12 protein-coding genes and 1 pseudogene are annotated in these 15,842 nt (G+C 60.1%); 5 read left to right on the forward strand and 8 right to left on the reverse strand.

Features of this window, described 5'->3' with window-relative positions; translation table 11 throughout:
* Positions 1 to 73 precede the first annotated feature (73 nt).
* The 5 genes from JJE66_RS34930 to ectB form a co-directional block, all read right to left on the reverse strand.
* Positions 74 to 1,117, reverse strand: coding sequence for a hypothetical protein (locus JJE66_RS34930; protein ID WP_200520329.1), 1,044 nt, complete (start codon positions 1,115 to 1,117; stop codon positions 74 to 76).
* 43 nt (positions 1,118 to 1,160) lie between these two features.
* Positions 1,161 to 2,735, reverse strand: a complete 1,575-nt coding sequence (locus tag JJE66_RS34935; RefSeq protein ID WP_200520330.1) for a class I tRNA ligase family protein — start codon at positions 2,733 to 2,735, stop codon at positions 1,161 to 1,163.
* A 28-nt stretch (positions 2,736 to 2,763) separates the two neighbouring features.
* Positions 2,764 to 3,144 (reverse strand): cupin domain-containing protein, encoded by a 381-nt coding sequence (locus JJE66_RS34940; RefSeq protein WP_200520331.1) that lies wholly within the window; start codon positions 3,142 to 3,144, stop codon positions 2,764 to 2,766.
* Between the two features lie 16 nt (positions 3,145 to 3,160).
* Entirely contained in the window at positions 3,161 to 4,510 is a 1,350-nt protein-coding gene (locus JJE66_RS34945) for a SidA/IucD/PvdA family monooxygenase (RefSeq protein ID WP_200520332.1), read from the reverse strand.
* A 123-nt stretch (positions 4,511 to 4,633) separates the two neighbouring features.
* The gene (gene ectB / locus JJE66_RS34950) at positions 4,634 to 5,926 is read right to left on the reverse strand and encodes a diaminobutyrate--2-oxoglutarate transaminase (protein WP_200520333.1); all 1,293 of its coding nucleotides are present in this window, start codon (positions 5,924 to 5,926) and stop codon (positions 4,634 to 4,636) included.
* Between the two features lie 385 nt (positions 5,927 to 6,311).
* Between ectB and JJE66_RS34955 the strand changes: the two genes are divergently transcribed.
* From JJE66_RS34955 to JJE66_RS34970, 4 genes are all read left to right on the forward strand, one after another.
* Positions 6,312 to 6,758, forward strand: a complete 447-nt coding sequence (locus tag JJE66_RS34955; RefSeq protein WP_200520334.1) for a thioesterase family protein — start codon at positions 6,312 to 6,314, stop codon at positions 6,756 to 6,758.
* Between the two features lie 63 nt (positions 6,759 to 6,821).
* Complete coding sequence (locus tag JJE66_RS34960) at positions 6,822 to 7,250, forward strand: thioesterase family protein (protein ID WP_200520335.1); 429 nt, start codon at positions 6,822 to 6,824, stop codon at positions 7,248 to 7,250.
* A 101-nt stretch (positions 7,251 to 7,351) separates the two neighbouring features.
* On the forward strand, positions 7,352 to 8,569 hold the full coding sequence (locus JJE66_RS34965; RefSeq protein WP_200520336.1) for an acyl-CoA dehydrogenase family protein: 1,218 nt from the start codon (positions 7,352 to 7,354) through the stop codon (positions 8,567 to 8,569).
* Positions 8,570 to 8,580: 11 nt separating this feature from the next.
* The gene (locus tag JJE66_RS34970; protein ID WP_200520337.1) at positions 8,581 to 9,780 is read left to right on the forward strand and encodes an acyl-CoA dehydrogenase family protein; all 1,200 of its coding nucleotides are present in this window, start codon (positions 8,581 to 8,583) and stop codon (positions 9,778 to 9,780) included.
* Between the two features lie 524 nt (positions 9,781 to 10,304).
* Here the strand turns inward: JJE66_RS34970 and JJE66_RS34975 are convergent.
* Positions 10,305 to 10,829: pseudogene (locus tag JJE66_RS34975) on the reverse strand (Ku protein); the annotation flags it as partial.
* A 180-nt stretch (positions 10,830 to 11,009) separates the two neighbouring features.
* Between JJE66_RS34975 and JJE66_RS34980 the strand changes: the two are divergent.
* A complete protein-coding gene (locus JJE66_RS34980) occupies positions 11,010 to 11,216 on the forward strand; it encodes a hypothetical protein (RefSeq protein ID WP_200520338.1) in 207 nt (68 codons plus the stop codon).
* Positions 11,217 to 12,037: 821 nt separating this feature from the next.
* Here the strand turns inward: JJE66_RS34980 and JJE66_RS34985 are convergent.
* Both JJE66_RS34985 and JJE66_RS34990 read right to left on the reverse strand, forming a co-directional pair.
* Positions 12,038 to 14,095, reverse strand: a complete 2,058-nt coding sequence (locus JJE66_RS34985) for a hydantoinase/oxoprolinase family protein (protein ID WP_200520339.1) — start codon at positions 14,093 to 14,095, stop codon at positions 12,038 to 12,040.
* A gap of 2 nt (positions 14,096 to 14,097) precedes the next feature.
* A complete protein-coding gene (locus JJE66_RS34990) occupies positions 14,098 to 15,768 on the reverse strand; it encodes a hydantoinase B/oxoprolinase family protein (RefSeq protein WP_200520340.1) in 1,671 nt (556 codons plus the stop codon).
* Positions 15,769 to 15,842 lie beyond the last annotated feature (74 nt).

Below are 15,842 nucleotides of genomic sequence, written 5' to 3' on the forward strand. Positions count from 1 at the left end.
GTTGCTTGGTGTGTGTCGAATGCCAACACCACCCTCGATCGGCTAAGTCAAAGGAGTCTGTTGCGAGGCAGACTTATCGCTCAGCGATTGCGCGCGCTGGAATCATCTTCCAACGATAGCCTTTCAGTCGCCGATTCTCAGAAAAGCTGAGCAGTCCAAAGGGCGACTGCCAGGCATTCCCAAGGATGTATCTTAGGACCGCCAAGGGATCATCAGACCCGACTTCCCGCCAAGCGACGGCGAGCGCGCGGGCAGCAAGATAGCTGGTCTCGAAGTAGGGGCCGGCTGATCTTCCGAGCAGGCGCCGCGCTCGGTGACGCAACTCGGTGACCTGCCGATCTATGAGCATACCGGACTGCTTCTCAAGGAAAGCGACCGAGCAGCGGGAGGCAAGGTCACTCTCCCGGAAAAGAGAAGGCGTGAAGCAGTCGTCGGACATTAGGATCTCACCGAGCGCGACGGCACTAAGAGCGCCGGTAAACAGTCGCGCAGCAAAGTCGTGAGGTCCGAGGATCAACAACACATCACGCGCCTCGACAGCCACGGGTAGCCTGCCGGGCGGTTCTTCATTGAAGTACAAGGCGGTGAGCTTTCGGCAACATGGTGCAAGCCGCGGCACGAGGCCCGCTGCCAGGCGAGCTCCATAGGTGCCTGTCTGGCTGAGCAGTAGGATTGATCGGCCGAGCTCAATCGCCGCCCGCGCGAGGCACTCCAACTGCTCGTCGTCGGTTCCGAATAGCTGTACGGTCGTTGTCGATACTGACGTGCAAAGGTCGGGTGCGGATGTTCCTGGCGCCAGAAAGACTATCCCCCGATCGCCATAGATACGACTGGCAGCAAGCGCAGCTGGTGTGCTGAAGTGGCCAACAACGTATTTAGTCCCGCTGGCAGCGATTTCACTTGCGACTTCCTGGGCACGCCTCCCGGAGCGCTGGTCGTTGTAGTAAAAGGTGCGGGCTGACGTGCCTTCATCGCTGAGCCCTAGCTCGATAGCGACTCGGAGGTCTGCCGCGTGCGGACCAGCAGTGCCGCAGATGGCGAGGAGAGGAGCGGCGACCGCTTGCGTTTCGGTTGGCTCATGCGCCGTGGTGGCGACGCCTTCCAAATCGAATGTCACTGCCCTCTCCGTTTTCATTCGTGCCAACTGTCCGGCGCGGACCCTACGCGCCGGCGGCGTAGCGAGCCTCCGTCCTGGGATAGGCTGACTCCACGTCCTCTCGTACTTGGAACAACCCATCGGGGATTGGTCTCGGGTGGCTCTCGGGAGCCATATCCAACAGATTTAAATCCTTGCCCGTGAGCGCCCAGAAAAGTCGTTGAGCGTCGATTGGCATCAGAGGGAAGGCGGCTTGAGCAAACGCCTTCAGCGCGAAAGCAAGATCACTTGCACTGGAACCCGGCGCACAAAGCTCTGCCCGAATATACCCGAGGAAATGCAGGAGATCTTCGGCTGCTTGCCGTAGGTGGAAGCGGTCCAGTGAAAGACTGTCAAGAATTCGGGTGACCGCCGCCGACGCGGCGTGACGTACTTCGGTGGAGACCGCGGCATTTCGGTCAGCGCCTGCCGAGAGCCTGTCGTACGCTTGGTGGACCTCAAGCCAAGGTTGTGACAGTGCTGCGTCAGTCTGCGTGACCATCTCGGCTTCGTTGAAATTCGCTCGCTCGAATCCGGGAGAATTGAGCAGGGTGTGAAACCTGATGCAGTCAGTCGAATGACGGGTTGCAAGATCGCGCGCCCAAATGACGTGGTTTCGACTCGTTGAGAACTTGCTGTGGTCGAGGTTGTAGAACTCGTTTGTGATGGACCCGGATGGCAGCCAGTCCTGCTCTCCGCTGGCGATGAGCAGCGCGGCGTGAACGATTGCGTAGAAATAGGTGTTGTCGAATCCCAGGAAGTTCACCACCTTTGGTGTGGGATATCCGTCTCGCGAACGACGCTTGTGATCCAGCAACTGATGGACGACCAGTTCTGGCCAGGCGTTGATGACTTGACCGGGGAATTCGTCATGTTGTATCGGAATGCCCCAACTGCCTTCGACCGTGACGGGAAAATCAGGCAGCCGCGCAGCAAGCGCATCGGCCACAAGCCATCCGTAACGGGGGCGGTATCGCCCGTTACCTCGGTAGAACTCGCGAATTTTTTCGCGAAATCGCTCCATCTCGAATACGAGTAGGGGCACCATCCGCACCTGCAACCGACGGCTGCCCGTCACCGTATCGCGCGGCGCGATGAGGCTGTTGGGATCGCATAAGAAGCCGCACGACTCGCAGATGCCACATTTGCATTCGTCAAGGCACTTCGGGCAGTAGCCGGAGACTCCCGCCTCGTCCAAAGCCATGCCGCGGTCGGGTGAGAAGAACGTCGGAAACTCCTTTCGTACGAGGATGCCCCGGCGGTAGAGCTCGAGAAAGAACTGGCGCACCTGTTCGCATTCAGCGGCATTTGGTATCGCGAACTCGCTCACTTCGACTTGATACAAGGCCATGGTCTCGTGAATATCGGCCGAGCATTGTTGCGCAAGCTCCGACGGCTGCACCTTCCGGCGCTCTGCGGTAACGCGGACATACGACTGGTTCACGTCGCTGAACGTCGTATAGGCATAACTCCCCCCGCGTAGTTTCAGCTGCTTCACGAATGCATCAGCGGCAAGATAAGGGCCGCTGAGGTGACCCACATGAAGCCCGCCATTTGGCGTAGGCGGTGGAACGGTGACGATCCAATCGTTGTTAAGCATCGCTTCTTCCCCTTTCTCTGTTCAATATTCACTGTCCGCTGCCGCCGAGATCCCAATATATGTCCACCATCACAAATGGATCCGACCCGGCGTTGCGTAGGGAGTGCTTGGCGGATCGAGGAATGTAGGCCACGTCGGTCGGATAGAGCTCGGTCGTATTGCCGTCGACTTCCAAGGTTGCGCTTCCGCCGATCACAATGAAGGTTTCCTCTTCGTCGTGATCGTGCAGATCGACCTGTTTGCCGGGCTCCAGGGTGACGATCATGCAGCCAAATTCGGTCAGGGGGCGCTTGGTATTCGCGACCTCCCTCCAGGGAAACAGGCGACGGATCCTACAGTTATACTCGTTGGTACAAGTGCTGGACGCGCCACGGCGCACGAGCCGCTCTACACCATTCTCTTCAGGCACTGGACTTGCTCCGTTTTTAGCCGACGGCGACCGCCGCAGGCAGTTGGCGAGAACCCGCTGGGTGGACCTGCGAAGAAAGGTATTCGATGAGCGAGCCGGCAATCATCTGCGAGCGCAGGGAAAGAAGGCTGAATGAGCCGGCATCGCCGAAGCCGTGGCTCGACTCGCATAGCCCATTGATAAAGATCGGCAGCGGACGGGAGCCATCCATCATTCGATAATCGCGCGACAACGAGAGGACGGCGCGCTGATCATCGAGGGTCGCCGCGACCTGTCGCAGGAGAAGCGGAAATCGTTCTTCGTTTTCGCGCACGCCGAAGTTTCGAAAGCCTGTTGCGAGCACGACCGCATCGACCGACAGACCGGTCCGCCCGAAGCTTCCACGATCCTCCAGCGTCAAATCGAACGCGCCGTTGTTCGCCTGGCCTACCGCGACGATGTTGCAGTTTGTACGGAGCGATATTTGATGCTGGCCATCCAGACCGTGCTCGTAGAGCTTGCAATAGAGTTGATCGATGACATCCTGATCCGCTGATCCATAGTTGCTGCGGCGTAACTCTGCCCAGAGCTCTCGCCGCCTGAAGTCGCTATATTGGTAGAACTCATCGACAAATTCCGGGAAGTAAATCTCCTCGGTAAACGGACTGGTATCCTTTAGCTGATAGCCGAAGCCCCGATGCAAGTTGAGTATCTGGATCTGCGGCGTGACGCTCGCCAGATCGAGTGTGATCTCAACCGCACTTTGGCTGCCGCCGACGACGCAGACCGACTTAACTGCCCCCTGTCGCCGCCATCGCTCCCGAGCCGGCAGATAGTCTGTGAAGTGAACGACACGATCCCCGAGGTGCGGCGAAAACACGTCTGGGATCGCCGGAGTACGGCCTGGCGCGAACGATATCGCTCGCGCCCGAATGGTACGGCCGTCAGCCAAATGCAGCGCCGCAATGGGCGATGCCCGCTGCTGGGAGACGTCCTCCAGCGAAACATCCACCACGTCAGACTGGTATGACACGAGATGGGTGAAGTGATTGGCAACCCATCTCACGTAGGCTGCATAATCTTTTCGTAACGGAAAGGCTGTGGGCAGATTGAGATACTGAAAGAGACGGTTCTCGGACTTGAGAAAATTGAGAAAGCTGAATCGGCTTGAAGGGTTGCGTGGCGTAACGAAATCCCGCAACGGATTGTGCTGTATGTCGGCACCGTCGAGCAACATTCCGGGTTGCCAGTCTGGCGTAGTGCGACGTTCCAGAAATAATGCGGACCCTTCCCATCCGATCTCGTCGAGAGCGACGGTCAAGCCAATATTTGCCGGACCGAACCCGATCCCAACAAGATCGTAGAGGTCTGTTTGTTGTCTGGTCATCTGGAGAATTTCCTCTGGGCAGCCACCGCGGTCAGCAGACACACGACGTTGGTCGAAAAGTAGCGGCTGCATTGATTCCTACCCAAGTCCGTCGGCTCTGCCGCCGACGCGAAGGACCGAACGCTAGCTCGCCCGCCGCCGTAACGGCTCTGCAACACCATCCTTCGCCGGACACTCCAGCTCGATAATCTCCTCCAACCGGCCAAGAGCCTCGGTCAGCGTCGCTGATGGAATGTTGAGCGCCGGCAGGAATTTGAGGACGTGATCCCGACCACCACTTACCTCGATGATGACATCGCGTTCGAATGCCTTTTTGGCGACGACAGTCGCCAGGCCCTCATCAGCGAAAGCCAAGCCTCGCAGCAAGCCGCGGCCCCGGGCTTCAGCGGCGCTAGGGGGCAAGCGTTCGATGACCGCCGAAAGCCACTCGTTGAGGATGGCGATGTTGCGGTCCAGACCTTGCAAGAACTCTGGTTGTCTCCAGTATGCGAGCGCCACTCGGCCCGCGACGAACGCAAGGTTATGGCCCCGAAACGTTCCGTTATGCTCACCGGGATCGAACGCATCGTGGCTCGGCTTGATCAGCAATAAAGACATTGGCAGGCCGTAGCCGCTGATTGATTTCGAGAGGCAAACGATGTCGGGATAAATGCCTGCCGCCTCAAAACTCAAGAAGTTTCCTGTTCGACCGCACCCCGCCTGGATATCATCCACGATCAACAAACTGCCGTGCTTTCTCGCGATACCCGCCAGGCGTCTCAACCACTCGTCGTCCGCGGCGTTCACGCCTCCTTCGCCCTGAACGGTCTCGACGATAAACGCCGCGGGCGGGTCGAAACCACTGCTGGGATCACTCAAAAGGGTAGAGATCAGATCGATCGTATCTACTTTGGCGCCGAAATAGTTGCAGTACGGGTAACGATCGCCGAGGGAAAGAGGAATACCGGCACCACGACGTTTGCGTGTAGAGCCCGTAGCGGCGAGCGCACCCAGGGACATGCCATGGAAGCCGTTTGTGAAGCACGCAACGTTGGCTCTCCTCGTCACCTTGCGCGCAAGCTTCAAAGCTGCTTCGACAGCATTCGTCCCGGTCGGCCCCGGAAACATCAGCCTATAATCGAGTTGCTTCGGACGGAGGATCAGGGTGTTGAAGTCGGACAGAAAGTTGTTCTTCGCTTCCGTACGAAGATCCAGCCCATGCACGATTCCGTCGGCAGCCAGATAATCCAACAAATGCTGTTTGATTTCCTGGGGGTTGTGCCCATAGTTGAGCGCTCCCGCTCCCGAGAACAGATCGATATACTGACGGCCGTTCGCATCCCACATGAAGGAACCGCGCCCACGCGAGAACTCTGTCGGAAATGATCGGCAATAGTAGCGGACGTTCGACTCAAGCTCGTCGCTCACGTGCTGCATTCTTCTCTCCCCGTATGATCCTCGTTCGTGGCGTGCAATCGGCTGCGTTCTTTGCTCACGAGCTTCATTGTGGCTGGCGTCGTTAATGCCGAGCAGACAAGAGCACATCGCAATCTGGATTGCCCCTGTCTGAAGCTACAGGTGCCGCCGGGACGATGACGAGGCGGTCATAGATGTCGGCGGCATTGATTGATCGCGTCCGAAAACCGCGAGATCGATTTGCGACAACACGCTAGCATCGAGCGTGACGACGAATGCGCAGCGAACGCTTGTGCTCGGCTTCCTGGTTGGATGTTTGCACAATGCAGGGACTTGGGTCGCGTACGAAGGTGACGGCTGCGCTCGCGCTCCGCATAACAACTGATTGGAACGCCTGGAGGATAGCATGGATCAAGAAGTTAGAGATCGGATCGCAGACTGCAGCTTCCGCATCTACCATCGCGACATCGATATGCGGGGATTGGTGCATACCGGAACCTACGTCGCGTATTTCGAGTCGGCCGCGAACGACATGCTTCGACGTTCAGGCGTCCTTGGGTTCTTTAAGCCGCAGCCTGGTGCCTTTGCGTGGGTCGTGCGGCGGGTCGAGCTAACGTTTCACCGCCCTCTCGCAATCGATGACTTGCTCCATGTGAGCGTTACCGTAGCTCGTGTCGGAAAGAGTAGCCTGCTCTTCGACGGTCGAATTGATCGTGACGGAGACGCCCTCGGTGACGATCCCAGCGTGTCAGCGTCAATCGTATGGGTTTACGTCGATGCGAGCGCGCAGGGGGCCGCGCCTATCCCCGACGAGGCGCGGGCAGCTCTTCTCCCTCTCGCGTCGACCGGTTGATGGCGCAACGTTTCGAGCCGAGTACAAGCGAAATTGATATGACGACAGGGAAAGGGCACCAAAATGGATCAGCAACCGAACAGCAAGAGCTATCCCCTGATGAGCGATGAAAAGCTGCGTTATGCGGACACGGACCGTTTGGGACACATAAATAATACCGTGTTCGCCATGCTATTCGAGACAGGTTATGTTGAGCTGCTCTACGGCGACCGCGCTCCCAAAATTGAAGTGCAAAGCCTGTTCAGGGTTTCTCGGCTGGCGATCGAGTTCGTGGGTGAAACGGTGTGGCCCGGCGAGGTCCAGATCGGCACCCGTGTCAGCGAGATTGCCGACAGCTCCGTTGAGCTCGAACAGGCCATGTTTCAGGAGGATCGCTGTGTCGCGACGGCCAAATGCGCCGTTGTTCTGTTTGACAGGGCCACGAGCCGCCCGTGCTCGTTGTCTCCGCTCGTTCGGCAGCATCTCGCGCAATCTATGAGGGTCGAAAACTAGGCTGCTCGGCAACTTTCGAGCGCTGCTGGGGTCTGCCCGAATCTGGGGCCGGCTGAACAGTGACAGCGGGCGGGATGTCCACGAGCCAAGGTTTCCGTGCAATGTACCTTCAGTTGACACCGAGAGAGCTTACGTTTCGCGATGAAGTACGCGCCTTTTTGTCGAGTTCCGTGCCGCGAGACATTCGTGAGAAGATGCTAAACGACGGTCGCCTCTCGAAGGAGGACATCGTACGGTGGCAACGGATACTCAATGTCAAGGGATGGGCTGTCCCACACTGGCCGGTGGAGTGGGGCGGCACTAATTGGACGGCAGTAGAGCGCTACATTTTTCGCGAGGAGATGCAAGCGTTTCCAGCCCCTCCCCCGCTCGATTTTGCCGTCGACATGATAGGCCCCGTGCTCATTGCTCATGGCTCAGATGAGCAGAAGCGACAATTTCTCCCGCGAATTGCGAACCTGGACGACTGGTGGTGCCAAGGGTTTTCAGAACCTGGTGCGGGATCCGATCTTGCTGCGTTGAAGACGGCGGCCCGCCGCGATGGTGATGAATACGTTCTAAACGGGCAGAAGATTTGGACAACCATGGCGCACTATGCCGATTGGATGTTCTGCCTGGTCCGAACCGCCCGTGGGGAGAAGAAGCAGAACGGAATTTCATTCCTGCTGGTGAATATGAAATCAGAGGGCATTACCGTACGCCCGATCATTACGATGGAGGGCGACCACGAAGTAAACGAAGTGTTCTTTGATGATGTGCGGGTTCCCGCTGCGAATCTCGTCGGGGAGCAGGATCGTGGGTGGGACTATGCAAAATTCCTGCTCAGCAACGAGCGAGCGACCATCGCGCGAGTCGGTGTATCGAAGGCCCGCATACGTCGAATTAAGGAGCTTGCAGCTTCGGAGTATTGTATGGGTCGGCCAATGATCGAGAACCGTCGGTTTCGCGAGAAACTAGCCGCGGTAGAGGTCGAACTCAAGGCACTCGAGATGACGCAGCTGCGCCTCGTTGCCGGCGAGGAAGGCAACGGCAGGACTGGCTCGTCGGACGCCACAGCTTCGTTGCTGAAAATCAAGGGCGCGGAGATTCAACAGGCGACGACGGAGCTGCTGGTGGAGCTTGCGGGCCACTTTGCCATGCCATTCATTGACAACGAAAGCCAGGAGCTCGTCGGCGATTGCTGGAATGGTCCTTTTGTTACACCAGAGTGGGCGGCTCGAGCGGCGCCCACTTACTTTCATTGGCGCAAGATGTCGATTTACGGCGGCTCCGATGAGATTCAGCGCAACGTCCTCGCGAGGGGAATCTTTGGCAGATAGGACGGACAATCATGGATTTCCGGCTTACAGACGAGCAGCGCTTGCTGAAGGATACCTTGAACCGACTTATTGCCGAACAGTATCCATTTGATCGGCGCAGGCAGTATCAATCTGAAAAAGACGGGTGGAGCCGCGCGGCGTGGGCACGCTTGGCTGACCTGGGTATTTTGGGGGTCTTGCTCCCGGAGCGCTACGGCGGCGCAGGGGGCGGTCCGATCGAAGCCATGATCATCATGAGCGCTTTCGGCCGCGGCCTCCTTCTTGAACCCTTTTTTGCGACGGTGGTGCTTGGGGGAAATCTTCTCACGCTGGGTGCCAGCGAAGCGCAAAAGGTGCTGCTGTTGCCAGCCTTGGCGAGTGGAAAGCTCTTGCTGGGATTTGCGCACACGGAGCGGCATTCGCGACATGACCTGGCAAACGTCGCCACCAGGGCGAGACGGGATGGCTTGCAGTGGGTATTGGACGGCGAAAAATGCGTCGTTCTCCATGGCGACGTCGCAGACAAGCTATTGGTCTCGGCTCGATCTGGTGGCGAGGATCAGTACGATGAGGACGGCATAAGTCTATTCTTGGTTGATGCTGAGGCCTCCGGCGTCAGCCGGAGAGACTACCGGACCCAGGATGGATTGCGGGCAGCGTCGGTGTCGTTAACGGACGTTCATGTCAGTTCTGATGCACTGATCGGGACCTCCGACGCGGCTTTCCCGCTGATCGAGGAGGTCGCTCACCACGCCATTGCGGCCATTTGTGCCGAGATGGTCGGAGCCATGGAGGAGATGCAGGAACAGACGGTCGAATATCTCAAAACGCGTGTTCAGTTCGGCGCGCCATTGAGCAAGTTTCAGGTGCTCCAACATCGGGCCGTCGACATGCTGATGGCGCTTGAGCAGGCCAGGAGCATGGCGATGTTCGCGACCATGATGCTCGGCGAGAAGGATTTGACCGAACGCCGTCGGGCGATGTCAGCGGCCAAGATTCAACTCGGCCGCTCGAGTCGCTTTGTCGGTCAGCAGGCCATCCAGCTCCATGGTGGCATCGGCATGACCATGGATTGCAAAATTGGGCACTACTTCAAACGGACGACGATGCTGGATCTGCAATTCGGCGGCGCCGATCTTCACTTGCAGGAGCTTGCGGAGATGGGAGGGCTGATCTCACCGGGCGCGCCGTTACCCCGCATGGATCGTCCTATCGTGGGGCGGTCGCTATAAATGGAAGCGACGGTGGCGCCGCCAGCGCGATGCAGGACAAGCGAAGCAACTTCCGCCGCCCGCATCCAGCTTTCACGTGATATAGCCGCATGGGTTGAGGCGCGGCTTCTGCACCCACGCCTGCCGCGCCGCGACGGAGCTCGCGAAGCGCCTTGAACCCGCAAAAGGCCAACATCGATGCCCCCGCCTCGATGGGCAAGTAATAGTCATGGCAAAAGTCGTCATCTCGAGCAGGCCTTTTGCTATCCGATGGGATCAGGCGGCTAGACCCGCGAGGATGGACGCCCCTTGATGGACAGGCAATGAAGCAAGCGTACGTCATCAGTGATCCTCAGAGATGAACAAGCAAGAGTACTGCCGCGCCCATGAGGATGACGAGCGGTACCATTCCGAGTGGCCATGCTTCCAATAAGCCGCGCGCTCGAGTTTCGGTTCTCCGACAAGGGCGCACCCCACGGCCACGCGCACCGGGGACAGCATGGTCAAAGCGGCGGAGGTTGTGTTCTGGATGGCCGCCAACAAGGACTGCGCACTTCGTAGGGGTACCGCAGCAGCGTACCGACCAGGCCCTTGTCCATCGGCTCAAGCGCGATGACGTGCTCGCGGTTAGTCAGCACGACGCGGCCGATCGCAATCTTGTCCATTTCGTGGATGGTTTCGCGGATTACGGCGAAGGCGTCATGACCTACCTTGCCATCGGGCCGCAAATAGTAGGGCCGGATCAGGTAGCGCGGGTCAATATCCGCTTTGTCGACGAACTCGCCGATCTTGATGGTCCGCATGGATTCCAGCGCAACCTCCTCGAGTTCTTCCTTGGTCACTTCGATGAAGGTGTCCTTGTCCAGCATGTGGCCTTTCACGATGTCTTCGTTCGACACCTCGTCACCGGTGTCGGCATCGACCTTCAGGTACTTGATGCGATGACCGGTCTGCCGGTTGAGCTGATTGAATGAGATCTTCTCGGCCTCGGATGTGGCCGGGTAGAGCGCCACCGGGCAGGTGACGAGCGAGAGACGCATAAACCCTTTCCAATTAGCTCGCGGGGCCATGTACGCAGAACTCCGGTCGGACGGCTCGGATTCAAGGCGAACGCGGCGGCTTGGTTCCGACATGTCGGCCGCCCGGACCGGATTCGTCCCACGGCGACCGGGGGCTACGCCAGGGAATCCGCAGCCGACGGCCTGACCGGCCTTGACTCGCCTGGGAACAGATAGGGAACATTGGCTGGCATGCCCGCAGTCCCCGAGAACTCATCGCCCCCATCGGTCGATCCGGAAGCGGCCACGCACCAGGCCATCGTGGCATGCGGCGGCGACGCCCGGGAGCAGTTGCGCCCTAATACGTCTGGTTTCGATCGACGCAGGATCAGGGACACCGCCATTGCCGCGATGGACCGGCGGCTCGGCGAGTCCGACGATCCGGATTTCGTCCCTTGAGGCTCGACTGGGTCCGCAACGAGATCACGCGGCTGCGCGGCAGATCCGCGCCCAGGAGCCCGAGATCCGGGTGCTGCAGCGCGCCAGCGTCCCGAGTGCGCCAACGGAGCTGCTGCTGTCGCGAATGCGGGCGACGGACGACGGGCGACGAACGACGGCCTGTGCCGCGCGCGATAGCCTACGAAAAGCAATCAAGTCGCAAATACCGCGAAGTTGACGTGGCTCAAAGCGAACGGCCGGCTTAGGCTTACAGTTGAATCCGTACCGAGCGGCACGAACACGCTCAGGTGCCGTTTCGGTTGCGGCACCCCGGACTCCTAGGCACTCCGGGGCTCCGCTTCTAAAGCGATGCGTCGAGCGACCGCGAACAGGAAGTTGGCTCCGGAGAGCGGCTCCGCCGGAACGAAAGCCGGCACCGCGTGTTGCGATCTCACAGCCCGGCAAACGGACTAGTGAACAATTGGCCTCGGCACTCCTATCGGAGTCCGGGGCTGGTTTGCGTCGTCCCTTGCCGTCGGAAGAGCCACACTTAGGTCCCGCTCTTCGCTTGCGCCTGCCGGGCGCTTCGCTTGCCGAGCAGCTTGCCCGTAGTGGTGTTCACGAAATGGAGCCACGCACAGGCAGGGGGCACGATACCACCACGTGAGTGTCGGCCCTCGCCGCGTTCCCGTCCGCGGACATCTGAAGAGGATCGGACGCTTCATGCACAGAGTATGTCGCACGACGTGCTTCTGCGACATTGCGGAGCACTACTTAGGGGCCGGTCCTAGCTTTCACGGCAGCCAGGCAGATACCAATGCTGTCAGATCGGCAGTTGCCGCCTACAGTTTTGTCCCGCCAAGTTCGATGTCGAGCCATCCCAGCGCGTTAGCCGTAGCGCGATCCTCAGCATTGATGACGATTGTCGTCGTCTCCGCCTCAATGATTGCGGGGCCTTCCAGCACGTGCCCGGAACGTAATTTATCCAGCGCATAGATCGGTACTTCGCGCCAGGCACCAAAGAAAACCTGCCGTTTGCCGATGGCCAATGTGGTTGCTTCAGACGCGGGCATTGGCTTGTTAGCTCGCTCAATTCGAGGGACCTCTCCAACAGCGGCGAGTCGTGCATTAACGAATACCACCTCCTGATCGCGCGAGGCATAGGTATAAAGCTCCTCATGACGGCGGTGAAAGCGCTCCTCGAGCTCGGCGATCAAGGATGGCGCTGTAAGGTCGACGTCGCTAAGCGGTACATCGACCTCGAACACCTGCTCGCCATAACGCATCTCGGCCGAACGCTCGATCACGATGGGCCCGTCGAACCAGCTGCCGAGCCGCTCGGCCGCCCGCTCCTCCAGATCCGCAAAAATCTTGCGAATGTCGGAGGGGGGCGTCCTGGCGCCTGTCTCGAAGTGAGTACGGCTGACCTCGTAGCGCAAGTCGCTGGTCAGCATACCCCACGCCGAGAGGACGGAGGCTGCCGTCGGCACTATGATGCGCGTCATCTCCAGCTCGCGCGCGACCTCCGCAGCGTGCAAGCCTGCGGCGCCGCCGAAACTTAGGAGCGCGAACTTGCGCGGATCGACGCCGCGACGCAAGGTCATCAATCTGATGCCGTCTGCCATTTTCAGATTAACGAGCCGATAGATTCCGGCAGCCGCCTCGACGCGAGTCACACCGAGCGAAGCTGCAAGGCGATCGACTGCTGTCTCCGCCGCCGCACGATCAAGCGGACGCCGTCCCCCCATGAAGGCCGCCGCATCGAGATAACCCAACACGATGTTTGCATCGGTCACGGTCGGGTCCGTACCGCCGTTGCCATAAGAGGCTGGGCCAGGCATCGCGCCAGCACTTTCGGGGCCAACGCGAAAGATACCGCCGGCGTCGACGCTGGCGATCGAGCCGCCGCCCGCCGCGATGCTGACGATGTCCAGACTGCGCAGCGCAATGCGCTGGTCTGCGAGCCCACCATCAGCCGACAGCGTCGCGCGTCCATCGGCAATCAAGGAGATGTCGGTGCTCGTTCCGCCCATGTCGAAGGGCACCAGATCCGGCATTGCCAGCAGTTCCGCACAGCGCCTGGCACCCGAGATCCCGCCCGCGGGACCCGATAGCACGGTCGCCGCGGCGAGACGCCCCGCCTCCTCGACCGGCGCCATGCCGCCATGGGAGAGAATGATGAACAAGCTCCCCGCAAACCCCGCGTCGGCCAGGCGCCGCTCGAGCCGGGTCAGATAGTGCCGGACGGCAGGACCGACATAGGCGTTCACAATCGTGGTGGAGACCCGCTCGTACTCCTTGATCTGTGGCAGCACGTCACTTGACCGTGACACGCTCACTCCAGGCAGCTCGCGTGCCAGCCGCTCTGCTGCCGCGAACTCGTGCGAAGGGTTACGATAGGCATGCAGGAAGCAAATCGCGACCGAAGTAGCGCCAGAGGCGCGGATCGCCGCGATCGCCTTGCCGAGTGAATCATCATCAAGCGGCAGGAGCACGTCACCGTTCGGCCGCAGTCGCTCGCGGACGCCGAAGCGGAGTTCGCGCGGCACCAGCGGCTCTGGCGGCGGGGTCCGCAGATCATAGCGATCGCCTTTCAATCCCTCGCGCATCTCGATGATGTCGCGGTGGCCCTCCGTGGTCAGCAGCGCGACTTTCGCGCCCTTGCGTTCAAGGAGCGCGTTCGTCGCGACCGTGGTGCCGTGGACCAGCCGTTGCGTCGCCGCCAACATATCGGCCCGCGACATGTCGACGCGCCGCGCGAGTTCATCGAGGCCGGCCATCACGCCGACAGACTGGTCCTGCGGCGTGGAAGGAGATTTCGCGAACACGGTGCGCCCGGTAGCGTCAATCGCGACCAGATCAGTGAACGTGCCGCCAACGTCAATGCCAATCGTCAACATCTTTACTTAACCACTTCTATCGTTGCGCCCGAAGCTACGAGACCCTGCACCTCATCGCGTTGGCGCGCCTGCGGCGTGCGCCGCTCGGGGGGCCCCCACCCTCCGCCGCCGGCGGAGCGGACCTCGAGGCAGTCTCCCGGGTGAATTTCGATTCCAACCTCCTTGGTTCGCAGCACGCGCGGTGGGCGCCCCGCGGACACCAGGCGGTAGTGATGCGGCGCCCCATCCTTGCCGCCCAGCATGCCGCACGCGCCATGCCGGGCACCATCACCTGCGGTGTTGGCAAGCGCGGGCTTCTCGGTTTCGAAGACGAGATCGAGGTTGACGCCGTGACCGCCGCGGAATTGACCGTCACCGCCTGAATTGGGCCGATACTCATGATGACGGAAGTGAAGGGGGAAGCGAGCTTCCGCGACCTCGATGCTGCCGAACTTGAGGCCACCGACAGTGTGCCATTCGCCGATGGAAGACCAGCCATCACCGCGAGAAGAAGCGCCACCGCCAGGGCGCGCCTGGAACATATGCCAGATGAAGCTGCGCCCGCTGCGAGGATTCTCCCCCTGCACAGCGATCCGGAAACGCCGGCTCCAGCCACCCATGGCTCGATCTGGACAAGATCCTGACAGTGCCTTGACCACGGCCTCGACGATCTCGTTCGATGGATGGCTGGTGCACAGCGTCACAGGCCGGCCGGGATCCGCCCACACAATCGTGCCCTGCTTGGCAATAACAGTGAGCGGGCGCAGCGCGCCAGCGTTCTTGGGAATTTCGGCGTCGATGAGATAAGCAAAAGCCATCACGACTGCCGCATGCATATTGGCATGCGACGAATTGACAAAGCTGGTGCTCTGCGGGTCTGATCCGGACAGATCGACTTCGATCTGACTGCCTGTCTTCGTGACCTTGGCTGCAATTCGGATATCGCTGCGGCCGTGGCCATCGTCATCGAGGAAGGCCTCACCGTAGAACACGCCATCCTTCCAGGCCGAGACCACCGCTCGCGTCTGTTGTTCGGCGGCATCGAGGATGGATTCGATCGCGGCTTCGACCACCGGCGCGCCGAATTCGGCGAACAGCCGTCCCATTCGCCGCTCGCCCATGTGCGCGGCTCCGATCATGGCTGCAAGATCACCGCGGAAATCGTGAGCATTGCGCACATTCAGTGCCAGCATGTCGAGAATGTCCTCGCGCAGCCGGCCAGCCTCATAGAGCTTGATCGGAGGAATGCGCAGTCCCTCCTGCCAGATTTCGGTCGCGGCGGGGTTATAGGCGCCGTGCGTTGCGCCGCCGATATCGCTCTGGTGCGCGCGCACGATGCTCCAGAACAGCCTCCTGCCGCCGTCGAAGACCGGCACGAATGCGGTCAGGTCGGGCAAATGGCTGCCGCCGTGATAGGGATCATTCATCAGGATGACGTCGCCGGGCGCGACATCCTTGAAGCGCTCCTCCACTGCGCGCGTCGCCCAAGGCAGCGCGCCGACATGGACCGGGATGTGGTCGGCTTGGGCAATCAGACGGGACTTGACGTCGCAGATCGCCAACGAGAAGTCGCGGCTTGAGTTGAGGATCTGCGAATAGGACGTGCGAAGCATCGCTTCGCCCATTTCCGCAACGATCGAGCTCAGCCGATGCTGAACGACGGACCGCGTGATGGGATCAACCTTGTGGGCCATTCTCGCACCTATTTCAGACAATATGTTTCGCGGCGCGATGGCCCATCGGCCCCACGCGAGACTTACCAGCTTTT

Origin of the sequence: Bradyrhizobium diazoefficiens, assembly GCF_016612535.1 — a bacterium.
Taxonomy (GTDB): Bacteria; Pseudomonadota; Alphaproteobacteria; order Rhizobiales; family Xanthobacteraceae; genus Bradyrhizobium; species Bradyrhizobium diazoefficiens_C.

Coding starts and splice junctions, on each gene's coding strand:
- JJE66_RS34935 (WP_200520330.1), bottom strand. CDS start 2,735: ATGCTTAACAACGATTGGATCGTCACCGTTCCACCGCCTACGCCAAAT.
- JJE66_RS34945 (WP_200520332.1), bottom strand. CDS start 4,510: ATGACCAGACAACAAACAGACCTCTACGATCTTGTTGGGATCGGGTTC.
- ectB (WP_200520333.1), bottom strand. CDS start 5,926: ATGCAGCACGTGAGCGACGAGCTTGAGTCGAACGTCCGCTACTATTGC.
- JJE66_RS34955 (WP_200520334.1), top strand. CDS start 6,312: ATGGATCAAGAAGTTAGAGATCGGATCGCAGACTGCAGCTTCCGCATC.
- JJE66_RS34960 (WP_200520335.1), top strand. CDS start 6,822: ATGGATCAGCAACCGAACAGCAAGAGCTATCCCCTGATGAGCGATGAA.
- JJE66_RS34965 (WP_200520336.1), top strand. CDS start 7,352: ATGTACCTTCAGTTGACACCGAGAGAGCTTACGTTTCGCGATGAAGTA.
- JJE66_RS34970 (WP_200520337.1), top strand. CDS start 8,581: ATGGATTTCCGGCTTACAGACGAGCAGCGCTTGCTGAAGGATACCTTG.
- JJE66_RS34980 (WP_200520338.1), top strand. CDS start 11,010: ATGCCCGCAGTCCCCGAGAACTCATCGCCCCCATCGGTCGATCCGGAA.
- JJE66_RS34985 (WP_200520339.1), bottom strand. CDS start 14,095: ATGTTGACGATTGGCATTGACGTTGGCGGCACGTTCACTGATCTGGTC.
- JJE66_RS34990 (WP_200520340.1), bottom strand. CDS start 15,768: ATGGCCCACAAGGTTGATCCCATCACGCGGTCCGTCGTTCAGCATCGG.